We start from the raw sequence: 15,537 nt of genomic DNA on the forward strand, positions 1-15,537 counted from the left end.
ATGGCAAAATTTTTGTTACATTTGTTGCGTTGATTCTTATATCGTATCTGGATCAGAAAATGAAACAGGCAAATTTATATAAAAGTTATACATTACATCAGATGCTTGACAAACTGGATGTGATTGAATGTTTCGAAGACGCAGGGCATTCGTTGCGTATTGGCGAGCTTTTAGATAAACAGAAAAAAATTTATGAGGCACTCGGTGTTAAGATGCCAACCTCGTCATGTTAAATCGAGAATCCAGGATTTAATCCATTTGCTTATATTATACAAGCAAAAAGAAGAACCTCAACACAGCCAGTTTCCTTTTACGTGAATTTTACAATACCTAGTTAGCTCACAGACCGAAGCCGACATGCAATATAAATACCTGCTACTCAAGATTTTTTACGGCTTTAAGATAATCCTTATTGCTATAAAAGGAAGTACGAAAAGGCATTCCTTACTGTCCTTATTTTATAAATAAAATCATCTTTACTTTCACAGCAGGCAATATCAATATTTATAATTAATCAGTATATTTTTCAAGCTCAAAAGCTAAAAAACACCTTCAATTACGCTGCCATATTTCAATTTTCATTTATTCCTTTGGCTGCAAGGATATTTTCGTGACGGTATAGCCCGCATTCACAACTGCCTTAAACAAAGTATCATCACAAACACTGTCCGCTATTTTCACCTTTGCCTGGCCCTTCGTAAGGTTTACATTTACCTTATGCACGCCCGGAATGGCTTTGAGTGATTGTGTAACATGTTCAGCACAATTTTGGCACACCATATCTGTAATGTAAATGTATTTTTCCGTTGTTTTTTCTGTTTCATGATGAAATAATTTATTAAAAAAGCCCATATTAATCTCCCTTTTATTGACAATTACAAAATATAAATGAACTTAATTTTCATAATCATGATATCATTCTTAGCCTAATCATTCAAGCACGACGCATTTATTTATAGATCTGCTTTAATCTTTGTTTATTTGAAATATTTCAAAACTTAAGCATCCCTTTTTATTATGTAATCGTATTTTTTAAAAGCACAATTGTCTATTGACAAAAGTCTTTATTATATTTATACTATACATAAACAAGGACAACGACGTCTGTAAGAGACTGTAGTTATCCTTGTCTTTTTATTTCAGTACATAGTCATCAATTGCTTCCAAGGGGGAATATAGTATGTATATTTGGAATATGGAAAAAATAATGGCAAAAAACTATGCTGAATGGCAAATGAAAGAAAAATACCTTAAATCTCTAAAAAACAATAAAAGCGTTGCTGCTTCAGAGGCGAATAGTATCTCTCTGCACAGTAATTCCTCACATTCGATTTTAAAATAAGCTACCAACCTCTCCCCATTAATTATAAAGATAAAATAACCACTGTTGCAAATATTATCCCAAATTGCACAGTGGTTATTTTATTTAATATTTCCTCTTGCATTTTATTTTTATCCTGCTATACTAGTGAAATACGAGGAATTATAGCTCAGCTGGTTAGAGCATCACGTTCACATCGTGGGGGTCGGGGGTTCGAATCCCTCTAATTCCACCAATATTAAAATGAATAGTGTATTTTTTCATTTTTAACATCTCTTTATTTCAAAATAGGGATGTTTTTTTTATGCAATGAATTTGTTAGAATTACACTAATACTTTACGGATACCGGTTACTGAATGATATTTTATAAATTAAGGATGTTATCTTAAATATACTAATATGCTTTTAATAGTACATATTTTCTCTTTAATTTTTGTTATATTTTTCACGTTTATTTCATTTATCAATGATCAAATCTTATACTATTCATATTTTATTGATCATATTTTTTTCTTCCTAATACTGCATTTACAGCCGCAGCTTGTCAATATTACGTTTCTTTTCTTGTCACGGTATGTTCCAAATTAACCATATAAAATAATCTTGGAGTTATTATATTTTATATGGTTAACATAATAATTTATTTTTATGGTCTAAGTAATACAGTTCTTTATTTCCAACGTATTTTTTATATTTTTCTCAATATTCCTTTTTTATCTTCACTTTCTCTAAAGATGACTATTTTATATAAGGAACATCAATTTTCCTATTGCATTTATTTGTGAAAAAACGTACAATATGGTTAGTTAGATTGTGAAATTTAGAACTCACATTGCTATCCCAAGAAAATTCATACTTATTAAGATTGTAGGCAGCAGATACTTTTCTACTTGCTGAAAATATACTATTTCATACTATTTCACATTTACATTTAGAAAGGGTGGTTTTTTAAATGAGAGATGCTGTAATCGTAAGTGCATGCCGTACTGCTATCGGTAGCTTCAACGGTCAGTTTGCTGACGTACCTGCCGTAGATCTCGGTATTGCAGCCGTCAAAGAAGCTGTCAAACGTGCAGGAATTCCTGTAGAACAAATCGACGAAGTAATTATGGGCCATGTGTTACAGGCCGGATGCGGTGAAAACACCGCTCGCCAAGTATCACTTCATGCAGGCATTCCCCAGGAAGTTCCGGCATTTACACTTAATAAACTTTGTGGGTCCGGTATGCGTGCCATTTCCCTAGCCGCGCAGCAGATTCAGCTCGGAGATGCTGATATTATCGTTGCCGGCGGCATGGAATCCATGTCCAACGCACCCTATGCCTTAGCAAAAGCCCGTCGTGGCTATCGTATGGGTAATGGTGCTCTTGAGGATCTTATGCTCCGTGATGGCTTGATTTGTACAGAAAACAGCTATCATATGGGCGTAACGGCCGAAAATATTGCCGACCGTTTTGGTGTTACCCGTGAGGATCAGGACGCATTAGCGCTCCGTTCGCAAAAGTTGGCTTATAAGGCGCAGGTAGAAGGAAAATTTGACAGTCAAATTGTTCCTGTAATAATTCACAAGAAAAAAGGCGATGTTATCTGCGATAAGGATGAATTCATCCGTCCAAATGTAACAATGGAAGACCTTGCCAAGCTGCGTCCTGCCTTTATAAAGAATGGCACAGTCACTGCCGGTAACGCCTCTGGGATCAATGATGGTGCTGCTGCGGTTATCGTAATGTCTGCAGATAAAGCAAAGGAATTGGGTATTAAACCGATTGCAAAGATTCTCGGCTGGGCCTCCGCCGGTGTTGAACCTGCTATTATGGGGACCGGTCCTATTCCCGCGGTTCACAAGGTTTTGAAAAAAGTCGATATGACGGTAGATCAAATGGATCTCATCGAATTGAACGAAGCATTTGCCGCTCAGTCTGTATATTGTTGCCGTGAACTTGGTGTCAACATGGATCATACCAATATCCATGGCGGCGCTATTGCTCTTGGTCATCCCATTGGCTGCTCTGGTGCCCGTATTCTCGTAACCTTGCTCTATGCAATGTCTGAACCCGAAATTAATGGCAAATACGGTTTAGCATCTCTTTGTATTGGTGGCGGGCAAGGTACCGCGCTTGTTGTAGAGCGCCTTTAATGTAACGTCCTTTAAAAAGGCAATATAAACAAAAGCATGGATAATTTTCATCCATGCTTTTATTACGATTATTCTCTTTCATTTATAATTTTATTGAGTTTATCATCGTATTCCAATTAATCATTAATAAAATGCTTAATTGGAATATATCAAATATGTAATAACTTATTACTTTTTCTTGCAATTTAGTTTAAAACTTTGTACGATTATGGTAACAAGTATATCATTATTATGGTTTTGTCATTTGCATCATAGTAATGATACATTTATTCCAGTATGCCTTGGTTCAATAGTATGCATACTACTTATATTTTTGAAGGAGTGATTTCCGTGAAAGAAGTTGTAATTGTAAGTGCTTGCCGTACGGCTATTGGTAAATTTGGTGGCGGCCTGAAAGATGTTCCAGCCGCAGAATTAGGTGCTGTTGTTATTGAAGAAGCAATCAAACGTGCCGGCATAAAGAAAGACATGGTTGATGAAGTAGTTATGGGGAATGTGCTTCAGGCTGCAAGCGGTCAGAATCCTGCCCGTCAGGCTATGATCAAAGCAGGTCTTCCTGTCGAAGTACCGGCGCTTACCATTAATAAGGTTTGCGGTTCCGGTCTTCGCTGCGTATCCTTGGCTGCTCAGATGATTAAAGCCGGTGATGCCGACATCATTGTCGCCGGTGGTATGGAAAACATGTCGGCAGCTCCTTATGCTCTTCCTAAAGCCCGCTGGGGATATCGTATGGGTAACGGAGCTTTGGTTGATACAATGATCAAGGACGGCCTCTGGGATGCTTTTAACGATTACCATATGGGCATTACGGCTGAAAATGTAGCTGAAAAATTTGGTGTTACTCGTGAAGATCAGGATGCATTAGGCGCTCGCTCACAGCAAAAAGCCTGCGAAGCGATTAAAAGCGGTGCTTTTAAATCGCAGATCGTACCGGTTGTCGTTCATGGCAAAAAGGGTGATACGATTATTGATACAGATGAATTCCCTCGCGAAGGTACCACTCTCGAAAGTCTTGCTAAATTAAAACCCGCTTTCAAAAAGGGCGGCACCGTTACAGCCGGTAATGCTTCCGGTATCAACGACGGCGCAGCAGCATTTATTGTTATGTCCGCCGACAAGGCTAAGGAATTAGGTCTCAAGCCGCTAGCTAAAATTGTAAGCTATGCATCCGCAGGCGTTGATCCGGCAATTATGGGCACAGGACCTGTTCCTTCTTCCCGCAAAGCCTTGACAAAAGCAGGTCTTGCAGCCGCAGATCTCGACTTGATTGAAGCAAATGAAGCTTTTGCCGCTCAAGCAGTGTATTGCTGCCGTGAATTGGGTCTCGACATGAATAAAGTAAATATCCACGGCGGTGCTATCGCTCTGGGTCATCCCATCGGAGCATCCGGCGCTCGTATTCTGGTTACGCTTCTCTATGGCCTGCAGGAAGTAGATGGTCAATATGGCTTAGCTACGCTCTGCATTGGTGGCGGCCAAGGTACGGCATGCATCGTTGAACGTATAAAATAAAGTTTATTTCAATAGTCAATGAAAAAAGCATGGGCATTTTGTCCATGCTTTTTTCATTGACTTCTTTTCCTGGCGTATCAGATGTATCAAATATATTTTATATGTTTGATATAAATATTGCATACAGAAAGCTGTCACTGTACTAAAATAACATAATAATTTTTTTTAAAGTATTTGATTTTAAGAGTAAAAATGATAGAATGAATGTGCTTTAAAAATATTTAGTATATATTTCACACTGAAAGAAGGACTGATAATGAAAACTACTCGTCGTAAAATGTCATTGGTACAGTTGACCTTTGTCACTGCTGCCAATATGCTTGGTGCCGGTATCATAATGCTGCCAACCAAGTTAGCCGAAGTCGGTACTATTTCTATTATTTCCTGGATTATTACGTCTCTCGGCTCCCTAGCCCTCGCTGTTACCTTTGCCCGATGCGGCATGTTTTCCACAAAGCCCGGCGGAATGGGCGGCTATTCCGAATATGCGTTTGGACGAATAGGACATTTTATGGCTAATTACGCCTACGCTGTTTCTATTGTTATTGCCAATGTGGCTATTGCTATTTCTGCGGTAGGATATGGTGCCGGTTTCCTCGGCACGTCTTTTACACCGCTTCAAACTTGTTTATATACGATTGCATTACTATGGCTTGCCGCTGCTTTAAATTTCAGCGGTTCACGTTATTCAGGCAAGCTTAGTACGGTTACTATTTGGGGTGCTATTATTCCTGTACTTGGTATTTCTGTCATTGGCTGGCTTTGGTTTGATCCGGCTACTTGGATTTCATCATGGAATCCAAACCACGTTGCCTTTGGGGATGCCGTCGGTAATTCGATTGCCTTGACTCTTTGGTCATTTTTAGGTTTAGAATCTGCCGCAGTCAATATGGATGCTGTAGAAAATCCGCAACGTTCCGTCCCTATTGCAACTTTTTTGAGTACTCTCGGCGTTGCTGTCATTTATGTTGCTTCTACAAACGTCATTGCAGGGATTGTTCCTAATGCGGACATTCTTAGTTCCAGTGCGCCTTTTGGACTTGCTTTTTCTTATATGCTGGGGTCTACGGCGGGGAAAGTAGTTATGGGATTAATGGTTTTCTCCTGTGCCGGTTCTCTTTTATCATGGCAGTTTACATTGGCACGTGTTTTCAAAACCAGTGCACAGCGCGGATTATTTCCAAAAATATTTGCCAAAGTAACAAATGCCGATGTTCCTATTAAAGGCATGTTTGTCATTCTTTCCATGCAAAGTCTGCTAGCCCTTATGACTATCAGCCCTACCTTGGCAGCTCAGTTTGAACTTCTGGCAAACCTGGCTGTCGTCACAAACGTCATTCCCTACATTCTTTGTGCGATTGCGCTGAAATCTATTTTGATGAAGGAAAATATTTCCAATAGTATATGTAACCGAAACACTTCAATTTTCCTATCCGGCGTATCCATTATTTACTGTGTTTATGCATTAACCACTACAGATGCGCTTACCTTTATCAGTGGCTGTATGGCAGCGTTTATTGGCTGGCTGGTTTACGTGGTTCGTTTTAATATCATGAAACAATCGCTGCCATTGCAAGAACAGACAAAATAAAATTATGAAATGATGTATACAGTAATGTCACTCCTGATAAGGGACAAATCATCACCGTGTATTTACTGACAAAAACAAATGCTGCCAGCAAGAGGATCTATCCTCCGCCGGCAGCATTTGTTTTTAGTTATAATTACAATCCTATTGCTAAAACAATACTCGCCTTAGTCGTCAATAGCTACCATCACTGATGTTGCTTTAATAATCGCATAGGCTTCCGCCCCCACGGTTAATCCTAATTCTCGGACAGCATCCTTAGAAATAGTAGCACTAACAATGTCTCCCGATGAAATTTTAATTTTCACAATAGCATTGACAGCTCCATCATCAATATTTACGATAGTTCCTTTTAATTGATTTCTCGCACTTAACTTCATTTTATATCCTCCTCACATAAATATCTTAATAATAAATCCGTACTTCAACTTATACATATCATTTAGAAATAATCTGTATATTTTTATGCTATCATAGTTATCCCGCAACGTCAAACTTATTATTTTTTATAGAAAAAGATAATACACGATCTTTTCTTTTAAAAATAACTTTATTATCTTCAAAAAAAACGTTTGTACTTGCTTTTAGCACAATTCGGTCATTAAGAGGACTAACATATTGATAGGGTTCAACAGATATCTTTTTTTGCGCTGTTTGTACAGTAAAAACAGATAGTGATTTTACTGATTTTACACAATCTCCTTCAAAGCATAATGAATTGATATCCCCATGTATTCCAGTACATTCCGTATCAAATGCCAGGACATTGCCGATAGGCGTGCGAACAATCGCTTTCGGACCCGGTTCCACAGATTTCAAAAGTCCTTCTTCTGTCAAGGCGATCCCCACACGAACGGGAATCGTTCCACCCGGAGTCCAGACCATGATCTGTTCCTGCGGCGCCAGCGTAATGCTATAAACTCTTCCCGATTCAAAAAAATGAATAGCTATTATCTTAGCTGTAAAAGTCCCAAAATAAAAAGAAAATTGCAATGGTTCCAATAATTTTAGTTCTTCCTGTTCTGACCAATAAGCACTAATCCTTCCATTCCTTGGAAAAATCCGTTTAATCGCACCACTTTCATAAAATGTAATAAATTCAGCAGGTATATCTTGGAGCAGTGTGGAAAACATGGTAGGTTCCTGCAATGCAATATGATACAGCTGCCCCCCTGGATAGAAATAAACAGAAGGGATATATTTGCGTCTTACGCCTTCATGATCATATTGCAGAGGAACAGTCTTTCCCTGTATAACGAGTTCACTTCTTTTATTTACCATACAGCCTTTAACCGAATGATCAGAGAAGTATTCAACCCCGCTGCAATCATGCAGTATCCCATAATTACAATGAATATCCATTAGTATCATCTCCCTTCACATTACACCCTTTGGGCTCTATACTGACCAAAATATTAACTCCCTGTTTTTTTGTTTGTATGATATACCGCCCATAATATACCGACTCTGTCAGCCATGCCGGCACATGAGAACATACCATAAGAAGCTGCAGAAACGGTGTTTCCTGAAAAAATGGAACAAGTATCTTCTTCGTAGATAATTCAGGATAACGCAGTTGTACTTGTATCATATCCAGCATGTAGATCCCATCATTTTCTTTAGATACGGGATACGGAGGCAGGTCTTCCGTCTCCCGGAAGGTATCCTCTTCATATGCCTGAATGTCCGTCATAACATCATCCAACACAGCAGCATCAACATGATCCACCTCGAAAATAAGCAAATTATTTTTATTTAGTATATGATATGCAATCCCACTGATATCCTGTCCCACTATAATTTTGCTATATTCCTTGATTCTCTCTGCTAACATCTGAATGTGGTGCCGAAAATCCAGCATAGAAGTATCTTGCTGCAGAGAAAAAGGAATATGATGCAATTCCTCCCAAGTTTGTTCCGTTTTTTTCATAATTTCAACCGAGGCTGCTTCTGTAAACACACATACTGATCCTAATTCATTACAGACAACAGCAATTATCATTTGTTGCTTTAAGGAATCCGGCATTATTCCGCCTCCCTTCCATATATTTATATTATTTTATCGTTTAACCATGATCAGTGACTCTTTAGGCAACGTCAGATATACTTTTTTTTGCATACACAATCTCTCCCACGTTTTTTTTTCAACAATCCAATATAAGGTCTTGCCATCAGAATGACTGCGCCGGATAATGACGTTGAATGCAAAAATATCTTCTATGACCTCATGCACCGTAAATTCAAAAGCATTTTCTTCTGTCGAAAAAACAGCATGAATATTATGAGCTCGTATCCCCACATATGTCAAATCAGGCGGTACTATATCCTCTGTTTGTAATTCCATCTGCCATTCTTCAGCATATATAGTATGCGCACTCACGCGCCGGGCTGTCGATATATTTTTACAGCCCGACAGAATCGTTGCCATCAGGGTATCGGGAGACCGAAACAATGAATCTCTCATTTTAATGGCTTCGATACGGCCTTGATTCATAACGGCAATACGGCTGCACAATCGATATACTTCTCCCCGATTGTGTGAAACAAATAATGCCGACCCGTTATATTGAGCCAATTCTTTCCGCAGATCCAACTCCATCTGCCATTTTAAGTATTCATCAAGTGCTGAAAAGGGTTCGTCCAGCAGCAGTATCTGCGCATTAGAAGCCAACATACGTGCAAAAGCAGTGCGTTGCTGCTGTCCACCCGACAACTTGTCCGGATAAGAATTCTCCAATCCGTTCAAAGAAAATCGTTCGATATACTTATCTGCAAGACATTTTTTCTCAGCCTTAGTTCCTTTGACAGTAAACGCAATATTTTCAGCTACCGTCATATTGGTAAAAAGAGCATAATTTTGAAACAGATATCCAATATGCCGTTCCTGAGGCCGTACATTTATTTTTTTTTCACTGTCAAACAAAACGGTATTTCCTAATCGTATAAATCCACGATCCGGCGTTTCAATACCAGCAATACATTTTAAAGTCATACTCTTTCCGCATCCGGAAGCCCCCAGCAAAGCAAAGATTTCATCTTCTGTCGTAAATTCACACTGCAATTCAAAATTGACTAATTTTTTTTTGATAGACACCTCCAGCCGCATTATATCTCTCCCTTCTGAACTTTTACTTTTTTTGCCGTTTAAGCCAGTAATTCATCGCAATAATTGTACTAAAAGAAAAAGCCACGATTACCTGTACCCATCGAAAAGCCAGATCATAGTCATTCGCCTGCACAGCCGCATAAATAGCAGTAGACATGGTTTGAGTAATTCCGGGAATATTACCAGCAAACATAATAGTAGCCCCAAATTCTCCTAAGGCCCTTGTGAATGCCAAAATAGTTCCTGCTAAAATCCCCTGTCTGGAATTTGGAAAAACAATATGCCAAAAAATTTTCCACTCTGAAGACCCCAAAGTACGTGCTGCATAGATCATGTTGATATCCACTTGGTCAAAAGCGCCCCTAGCTGTACGATACATGAGCGGCAGTGAAACTATAACAGCCGCTATAACAGCGCCATACCAGGTAAATACCAAAGATATATCAAACCGCAGGAGAAACTGGCCAATGCTGCTTCGCTTTCCAAGCAGCAAGAGTAAAAAGAACCCCACAACGGTTGGCGGGAGCACCATAGGGAGCATAATGACTGCATCACAAATGTCCTGCCCTGTTTTTAAACGGCTTATTCCATAGGCCAGACCTATACCGCTAAAAAAAGTAATCACGGTTGCCAAAACAGCTGTCTTACAAGATATGTACAAGGGTAAGATCGTATCCATAATCATTTCACTTCAAATCCATATTTCTCAAATACTTTTTTACTGCTATCACTCATAATGAATTTCATAAATTTTTCTGCTTCCGCAGTATTTTTTGCACTTTTTAAAATCGCCGCCGGATACACAACCGGTTTATGACTGCCATTCGGAGCTTTCGCCACAACGTCTACATCGCTGGAAATGGCAGCATCTGTTGCATAGACTATCCCACAATCAGCATCTCCGGATTCTACCCAAGACAATACCTGCCGAACGTCACTTCCATATACGACTTTCGGTTTAATACTATCCAACAAATTCAGATTTTTCAATATTTCCTCCGAATACTGCCCTACAGGCACTCCCTTCGGTTCTCCTAACGCTATTTTCTGCACCTTGCCCGTATTCAAATCCTCAAAAGACTGGACTTGTTTTGCATTGCCCTTGGGAACAATGAGCACGACTTCATTCACCAGTAAATCTCTGCGCGTATCTGGAGCCAGTTCGCCTGCTTTATCTAATGCATCCATTTGCTTAGTTGCCGCAGAAAAAAATATATCTGCCGTCCCTCCGTTTTCAATAGCCTGCTGCAGTGCACCGGAGCTGCCAAAGTTAAATATAATATGGCTGTTTGGATTTTCCTTCTTGTAATCTGCAGCCAATTCTTTCATGACATCCGTCAAGCTGGCCGCTGCGGAAACATATAGCTCCTGTTTCTCAGCAGCGGAATTTCCTTTTTCCGCGTTGGCAGCTGGCTGTATTCCGCACCCAGTCAAAACAAAAATACCTATCATTATTCCTACAGCAACTATCAGCCATCCTTTTTGTTGCATGCTCAACCAGCTCCTCTATATACTACTTGGCTTATAAATCTATATGCAGAATTTCCCGACACTCTCTTTCAGCTTTTATACTATCTATGGCCTGAGAGAAGGAGAATGTTTCTCCTGCAGATTGCATAAATTTTCCCAGCGGACAATTACCGGTTCTTTCACCAATACCCAAAATTGTTGTATCTATAAATGAAGCTCCTCCTTGTATGGCAGATAACGAATTAGCAATAACCATCCCCAAATCGTTATGACCATGAAACCCGACAGGAACTGCCGCCTGTTCATGGAGTTGTTTGATATAGGTACAGGTTTGGTGAGGAACCAGTTTCCCCAGGGTATCAGCAAACCGGAAAAACAAAACAGAATACCTGGCCAGTCGCTTAGCTAAACGTACCATGAAATCCATATCAGCTGAAGATGCATCTTCAAATCCGATAGTCATAGTATATCCGCGTGCCTGAACATACTCCGCACACCACACCGCCTGTTTTTCCGTCCAATCCTCATTCTTTCCCAGCTTCTGATATATCTGACGTATAGAAACAGGAACGCTCAGGTGAATAATATCCGGCTCACAAGCCAGCGATGCATTGATATCTTGTTTCTGAATGCGATTCCATGTTCCAATCAAAGCTTTCCGGCACTGGTTTTTCATAGCATATACTGCTTGCTGCTCTGTTTTTCCGATAGCCGGAATCCCTCCTTCAATAATGGGTATCCCGCATTGATCCAACACACAGGCAGCCCGGATCTTTTGTTTATAATCCCATTCTGAGCCCGGTCTCTGTTCACCGTCTCGCAGTGTCGTATCAACAATGCAGCATTTCTTCATGTGTCTTGATCCTTTCTACTAAAGTTGCAAAATCCTGATCCGTCAGGCTATGCCCCAGTTGTATGCTATATTGCTGTGCCATAGGAAGTATAGCCGCCGTTTGGGATATCGGGATACCTAATTCACCTAATTTGAGCATGATGCTGCGCCGGCCTGAAAATTTTCCAATAACGATATGCCGTTCCAACCCTACTCTGTCAGGAGGATATAGTTCATATAGCTGAGCTTCCTTCAGAATTCCATCCACGTGAATGCCGGATTCAACAGTAAATATCTTCTTTCCTAATACGGGCTTGACCGGGCTGAGAGCCTGATGGCTCAACCGCTCATACTGCTTTGCCAAATCCTGCAAAAAAGGCAGCGGCCCTTGAAATTGCGGCAATTCTGCCGCAATCCCCAATGCCATAATGACTTCTTCCGTACAGGCATGTCCACCGGCACCAGCAAACGCAGTTACTACATGGGTGCCGCCGGCATAAAACCATTCTACCGCAGCGGCTGTCGCCATATGAAGACTATCCAGAGGCTCTAATTCTTCATACTCTGCCGCTTTTTTTTCTAATTCATGAAACAGTTCTGTTCCGCTGAATGAAACTATTTCACGCAGTCGCTTTCTGTTTTTCCCGCAGGGGCATAACTTTTCTCTTCCTTTAAAATATGGCTGCTGAAGCATTTGTTCATACAGTGCTGGCTCCATTTCCACAGATAGCAAAGGAAGCCGTACCAGTAAATGCACAAAAGAACTGATCTCCTTTTCAGTACCGAAAAGAGGCAAGCAGGTAAGCGTAGTATCCACAATGCTGAAAGCCATCTTCATCACTCTTTTCCGTTAATTACAAACCGGCCGCCGCTTTCTTTACGGCATGCTCAATATCATCATACGTCGCAATAGCCATAATTCCTTTGCTTTGCAATTCTGTCAGGGGCGCATTGCCAATCCGCAGCGATAAAACTGCGTCACAGTCATGAATTGTATCAATGATGCGGGTCATACGATCGGTTTTCTCTCCACAATTTTCTTTTCCATAACAATATTTATTAACATTGCGCCGTTCAACAAATCGTATTTCTGTCCCGTCACTCTCATAAATGTAAAACTCCTTAGCCTGCCCAAAATGCTGATCGATCCACATACCATTCTTAGTTGCCACAGCAAGTCTTTTTTTCAAGCAGGTGTTCTTATGTTTTTGGACTTCTCCTGCTTCTGAAGCTTTCTGCTGCGCTGCCAGCACTTCCTTACGATACAAGATTGAAACATCATTATCCAACGTACCAATAGCATCTGCCCGGCATTGCCGGCAATGCATCATTTGTTCCAGGTACACACCGCATGTTTTACGCATTTCCATTATTTCAAAGTTACTTACCAGCGGAAGTTGTTCAAAGGCACTTCCCTTGACGGGGATCAGCTGCATAATATTAGTGATTTGGGCACCCAGTTCTTTCACTTTCTTTACAACAGTTTCAATATGGTGCTCATTAATTCCCTTCAGCATGACAATATTCACTTTACAAACAATATGATGTTCCGCTAAGTAGGTCAGCCCGCTTAACTGGTTTCCCAATAAAATTCCGGCAGCACTTTCTCCGGTATAGGTCACACCCATATAGGTAACATGATCATATATCTGCGCACCGATTTTAGGATCAACTGCATTGATCGTCAAAGTCACATGAGTAACCCCCAAATCAATAAGACGCTGCGCATAAACAGGAAGCATAAGGCCATTAGTAGATAAACAAAAGGTAATAGTAGGATCCTCCTGGCGAATCAGCATTACTGCTTTCGATACTTCTTCAAAATTTGCCAAGGCATCTCCCGGACCGGCGATGCCCACTACCGTAAGATTGGGCATCATCTTTTTTACTTGCTTAAACTTATTTAAACATTCTTCCGGTGTCAATATTTCTGTTGTTACGCCGGGGCGGCTTTCATTGGGACAGTCATAATTACGCAGACAGTAGTTGCATTGAATATTACATTTTGGTGCAACAGGCAAATGCATGCGCGCATATTTCTGCTTACCGCTGCCACACGTAAAACAGGGGTGCTCCTGAGTCCGTTTTTTAATATCTTTTTCAGCATATGATACAGCCACTTTCATCCCTTTGCCGGCAGCCGCAGACTCCACCGCAGGTTCATTCTGTACCAGCGGCAAATAGTAGGCATCATACATATCCTGCCGGAATGATTTATTCCGCTGCAGCAGCAGCGTATTAACGATCCGATCCAGCAATACCAGAGACCCTTCATATCCCAGCATGCGCAGCCGCTGTCCTCCAACAATATCATGAATAGGGAAGCCAAATCGGATGAGAGGTACCGTCAACTTTCGGGAAACCCGGCGGCCATCCGAATTCCCTATCATGATATTAGCATGTGTCTTTACCATGCATTCTTCCAATCCGGCAAAATCCATATCTGATTTTATTTGTATGTTCTCTACAAATTGGACGCCAGCGGCCTTTTCTGCTAACGGACGAAGCTGCTCTTCAAATCCCTTACATACAGATCCCGTAATCACAGCAGTCGGGATAATACCGTTCTCACAGCATAAATTCACTACTCCCTTAACAAAATCGGGTTCTCCAAATATGGCCGCCCGTCCCAGAGCGGAATATTTATGAGAATCAATCATCGCATCCAAAAAACGTTCCCGCTCCTTTTGGATGCTGGTGGGAATAGTTCCTCCCAACTCCCGCAGCTTGTTCAGCAGCGAATCCACGGCCTGCAGTCCGCAGGGTACGTCAAGACGGCTGTAAGGAATTCCAAACTGCTGTTGCAAATACACTGCCGGCGACCACTCCTCGCCGACAAAAGTCCCCAGTTCGATAGTATATCTGGCACCTCCCATATGGGCTATATCGTCAACAGAGGTGCCTCCTTGCGGCAGCCGGTCATACTGAATTCCGTGACCACCATCCAGATTTTCCGACACATCCGGAAGCAAAATATATTGGATTTTCATCGCATCCAACAAGATCTTCAGCCATCGTGTGTCTGCTGGCGTAATAGGACCTGTAATAATATTAATTTTCCCATTAGGTGCCGTATCCATTTCCACATGCGTCACAATTCCATACAAAGCCCTAAAAAATCCTTCAAATTGCGTACCAGCATAACTGGGGGATGAGATGGGTATAATTTTGACATTTCGGCACATTTCATGACTTTGGTAAAAATGATCAATAATGCCGGATATATCTTCTCCAATGGTTTCGGCCAAGCAAGTAGTTGCCACACCGATAACCTCCGGATGGTATTGCTGAATCAAATTTTCCAAGCCTTTTATCAAATTTTGTTCCCCTCCAAAAACAGTTCCTTGCTCTGTCATTGAAGAAGACGCAATATCAATTGGTTCATTATAATGCGTAGCCATATGCCGCCGTATATATGTACTGCAGCCTTGGGACCCATGTAGAATAGACATGCATTTTTTTATACCATACAACGCGGTTACCGCGCCTAACGGCGTGCAGCATTTGCATGGATTCACATTCAGTTCGGTAACATTCATTCCCATGATCAGCAATCCCTTCCCTTATATT

The 15,537-nt window shown here is 40.8% G+C and carries 14 protein-coding genes, 1 tRNA gene and 1 pseudogene; 6 read left to right on the top strand and 10 right to left on the bottom strand.

Annotated features, from left to right (window positions below; translation table 11 throughout):
• A pseudogene (locus AB840_RS17790) lies at positions 1 to 233 on the top strand (IS1634 family transposase); the annotation flags it as partial.
• A gap of 349 nt (positions 234 to 582) precedes the next feature.
• Here AB840_RS17790 and AB840_RS06800 read toward each other — a convergent pair.
• Complete coding sequence (locus AB840_RS06800) at positions 583 to 852, bottom strand: heavy-metal-associated domain-containing protein (protein WP_048514087.1); 270 nt, start codon at positions 850 to 852, stop codon at positions 583 to 585.
• 328 nt (positions 853 to 1,180) lie between these two features.
• Between AB840_RS06800 and AB840_RS17085 the strand changes: the two genes are divergently transcribed.
• The 5 genes from AB840_RS17085 to potE all read left to right on the top strand — a co-directional run bounded on the left by AB840_RS17085 (position 1,181) and on the right by potE (position 6,562).
• Positions 1,181 to 1,342 (top strand): hypothetical protein, encoded by a 162-nt coding sequence (locus AB840_RS17085; protein WP_159445806.1) that lies wholly within the window; start codon positions 1,181 to 1,183, stop codon positions 1,340 to 1,342.
• Positions 1,343 to 1,479: 137 nt separating this feature from the next.
• A tRNA-Val gene (locus tag AB840_RS06805) sits at positions 1,480 to 1,556 on the top strand.
• A gap of 718 nt (positions 1,557 to 2,274) precedes the next feature.
• Entirely contained in the window at positions 2,275 to 3,459 is a 1,185-nt protein-coding gene (locus tag AB840_RS06810; protein ID WP_048514088.1) for an acetyl-CoA C-acetyltransferase, read from the top strand.
• Positions 3,460 to 3,789: 330 nt separating this feature from the next.
• A complete protein-coding gene (locus AB840_RS06815) occupies positions 3,790 to 4,971 on the top strand; it encodes an acetyl-CoA C-acetyltransferase (protein ID WP_048514089.1) in 1,182 nt (393 codons plus the stop codon).
• A 256-nt stretch (positions 4,972 to 5,227) separates the two neighbouring features.
• Positions 5,228 to 6,562 carry a putrescine-ornithine antiporter gene (potE, locus tag AB840_RS06820; RefSeq protein ID WP_048514090.1) on the top strand — a complete coding sequence of 445 codons (1,335 nt, stop codon included), beginning with the start codon at positions 5,228 to 5,230 and terminating at the stop codon, positions 6,560 to 6,562.
• Positions 6,563 to 6,726: 164 nt separating this feature from the next.
• Here potE and AB840_RS06825 read toward each other — a convergent pair whose 3' ends face one another.
• The 9 genes from AB840_RS06825 to nifB all read right to left on the bottom strand — a co-directional run bounded on the left by AB840_RS06825 (position 6,727) and on the right by nifB (position 15,512).
• Positions 6,727 to 6,939 carry a TOBE domain-containing protein gene (locus AB840_RS06825; protein WP_048514091.1) on the bottom strand — a complete coding sequence of 71 codons (213 nt, stop codon included), beginning with the start codon at positions 6,937 to 6,939 and terminating at the stop codon, positions 6,727 to 6,729.
• A 97-nt stretch (positions 6,940 to 7,036) separates the two neighbouring features.
• Complete coding sequence (locus AB840_RS06830) at positions 7,037 to 7,693, bottom strand: hypothetical protein (protein WP_143742726.1); 657 nt, start codon at positions 7,691 to 7,693, stop codon at positions 7,037 to 7,039.
• 211 nt (positions 7,694 to 7,904) lie between these two features.
• A complete protein-coding gene (locus AB840_RS06835) occupies positions 7,905 to 8,585 on the bottom strand; it encodes a Fe-only nitrogenase accessory AnfO family protein (protein ID WP_048514093.1) in 681 nt (226 codons plus the stop codon).
• Between the two features lie 33 nt (positions 8,586 to 8,618).
• Positions 8,619 to 9,665 (bottom strand): sulfate/molybdate ABC transporter ATP-binding protein, encoded by a 1,047-nt coding sequence (locus tag AB840_RS06840; protein ID WP_048514094.1) that lies wholly within the window; start codon positions 9,663 to 9,665, stop codon positions 8,619 to 8,621.
• Between the two features lie 22 nt (positions 9,666 to 9,687).
• Positions 9,688 to 10,344, bottom strand: coding sequence for a molybdate ABC transporter permease subunit (gene modB, locus AB840_RS06845; protein WP_200809951.1), 657 nt, complete (start codon positions 10,342 to 10,344; stop codon positions 9,688 to 9,690).
• A 2-nt stretch (positions 10,345 to 10,346) separates the two neighbouring features.
• Complete coding sequence (modA, locus tag AB840_RS06850) at positions 10,347 to 11,156, bottom strand: molybdate ABC transporter substrate-binding protein (RefSeq protein WP_053078145.1); 810 nt, start codon at positions 11,154 to 11,156, stop codon at positions 10,347 to 10,349.
• Positions 11,157 to 11,187: 31 nt separating this feature from the next.
• A complete protein-coding gene (locus AB840_RS06855; RefSeq protein ID WP_048514096.1) occupies positions 11,188 to 11,988 on the bottom strand; it encodes a beta/alpha barrel domain-containing protein in 801 nt (266 codons plus the stop codon).
• On the bottom strand, positions 11,966 to 12,799 hold the full coding sequence (locus AB840_RS06860) for a homocitrate synthase/isopropylmalate synthase family protein (RefSeq protein ID WP_048514097.1): 834 nt from the start codon (positions 12,797 to 12,799) through the stop codon (positions 11,966 to 11,968). Before AB840_RS06860 ends, AB840_RS06855 begins: the two co-directional genes overlap by 23 nt.
• A gap of 22 nt (positions 12,800 to 12,821) precedes the next feature.
• Positions 12,822 to 15,512 carry a nitrogenase cofactor biosynthesis protein NifB gene (gene nifB / locus AB840_RS06865; RefSeq protein WP_048514098.1) on the bottom strand — a complete coding sequence of 897 codons (2,691 nt, stop codon included), beginning with the start codon at positions 15,510 to 15,512 and terminating at the stop codon, positions 12,822 to 12,824.
• Between the last annotated feature and the right edge of the window lie 25 nt (positions 15,513 to 15,537).

The sequence above is a fragment of the Megasphaera cerevisiae DSM 20462 genome, assembly GCF_001045675.1.
GTDB classification, from domain to species: Bacteria; Bacillota; Negativicutes; order Veillonellales; family Megasphaeraceae; genus Megasphaera; species Megasphaera cerevisiae.

What these genes read in the sequence shown, in the direction of transcription:
- AB840_RS06800 (WP_048514087.1), bottom strand. Translation starts at nt 852, where the DNA reads ATGGGCTTTTTTAATAAATTATTTCATCATGAAACAGAAAAAACAACG.
- AB840_RS17085 (WP_159445806.1), top strand. Translation starts at nt 1,181, where the DNA reads ATGTATATTTGGAATATGGAAAAAATAATGGCAAAAAACTATGCTGAA.
- AB840_RS06810 (WP_048514088.1), top strand. Translation starts at nt 2,275, where the DNA reads ATGAGAGATGCTGTAATCGTAAGTGCATGCCGTACTGCTATCGGTAGC.
- potE (WP_048514090.1), top strand. Translation starts at nt 5,228, where the DNA reads ATGAAAACTACTCGTCGTAAAATGTCATTGGTACAGTTGACCTTTGTC.
- AB840_RS06825 (WP_048514091.1), bottom strand. Translation starts at nt 6,939, where the DNA reads ATGAAGTTAAGTGCGAGAAATCAATTAAAAGGAACTATCGTAAATATT.
- AB840_RS06830 (WP_143742726.1), bottom strand. Translation starts at nt 7,693, where the DNA reads ATGTTTTCCACACTGCTCCAAGATATACCTGCTGAATTTATTACATTT.
- AB840_RS06835 (WP_048514093.1), bottom strand. Translation starts at nt 8,585, where the DNA reads ATGCCGGATTCCTTAAAGCAACAAATGATAATTGCTGTTGTCTGTAAT.
- AB840_RS06840 (WP_048514094.1), bottom strand. Translation starts at nt 9,665, where the DNA reads ATGCGGCTGGAGGTGTCTATCAAAAAAAAATTAGTCAATTTTGAATTG.
- modB (WP_200809951.1), bottom strand. Translation starts at nt 10,344, where the DNA reads ATGGATACGATCTTACCCTTGTACATATCTTGTAAGACAGCTGTTTTG.
- modA (WP_053078145.1), bottom strand. Translation starts at nt 11,156, where the DNA reads ATGCAACAAAAAGGATGGCTGATAGTTGCTGTAGGAATAATGATAGGT.
- AB840_RS06855 (WP_048514096.1), bottom strand. Translation starts at nt 11,988, where the DNA reads ATGAAGAAATGCTGCATTGTTGATACGACACTGCGAGACGGTGAACAG.
- AB840_RS06860 (WP_048514097.1), bottom strand. Translation starts at nt 12,799, where the DNA reads ATGGCTTTCAGCATTGTGGATACTACGCTTACCTGCTTGCCTCTTTTC.
- nifB (WP_048514098.1), bottom strand. Translation starts at nt 15,512, where the DNA reads ATGGGAATGAATGTTACCGAACTGAATGTGAATCCATGCAAATGCTGC.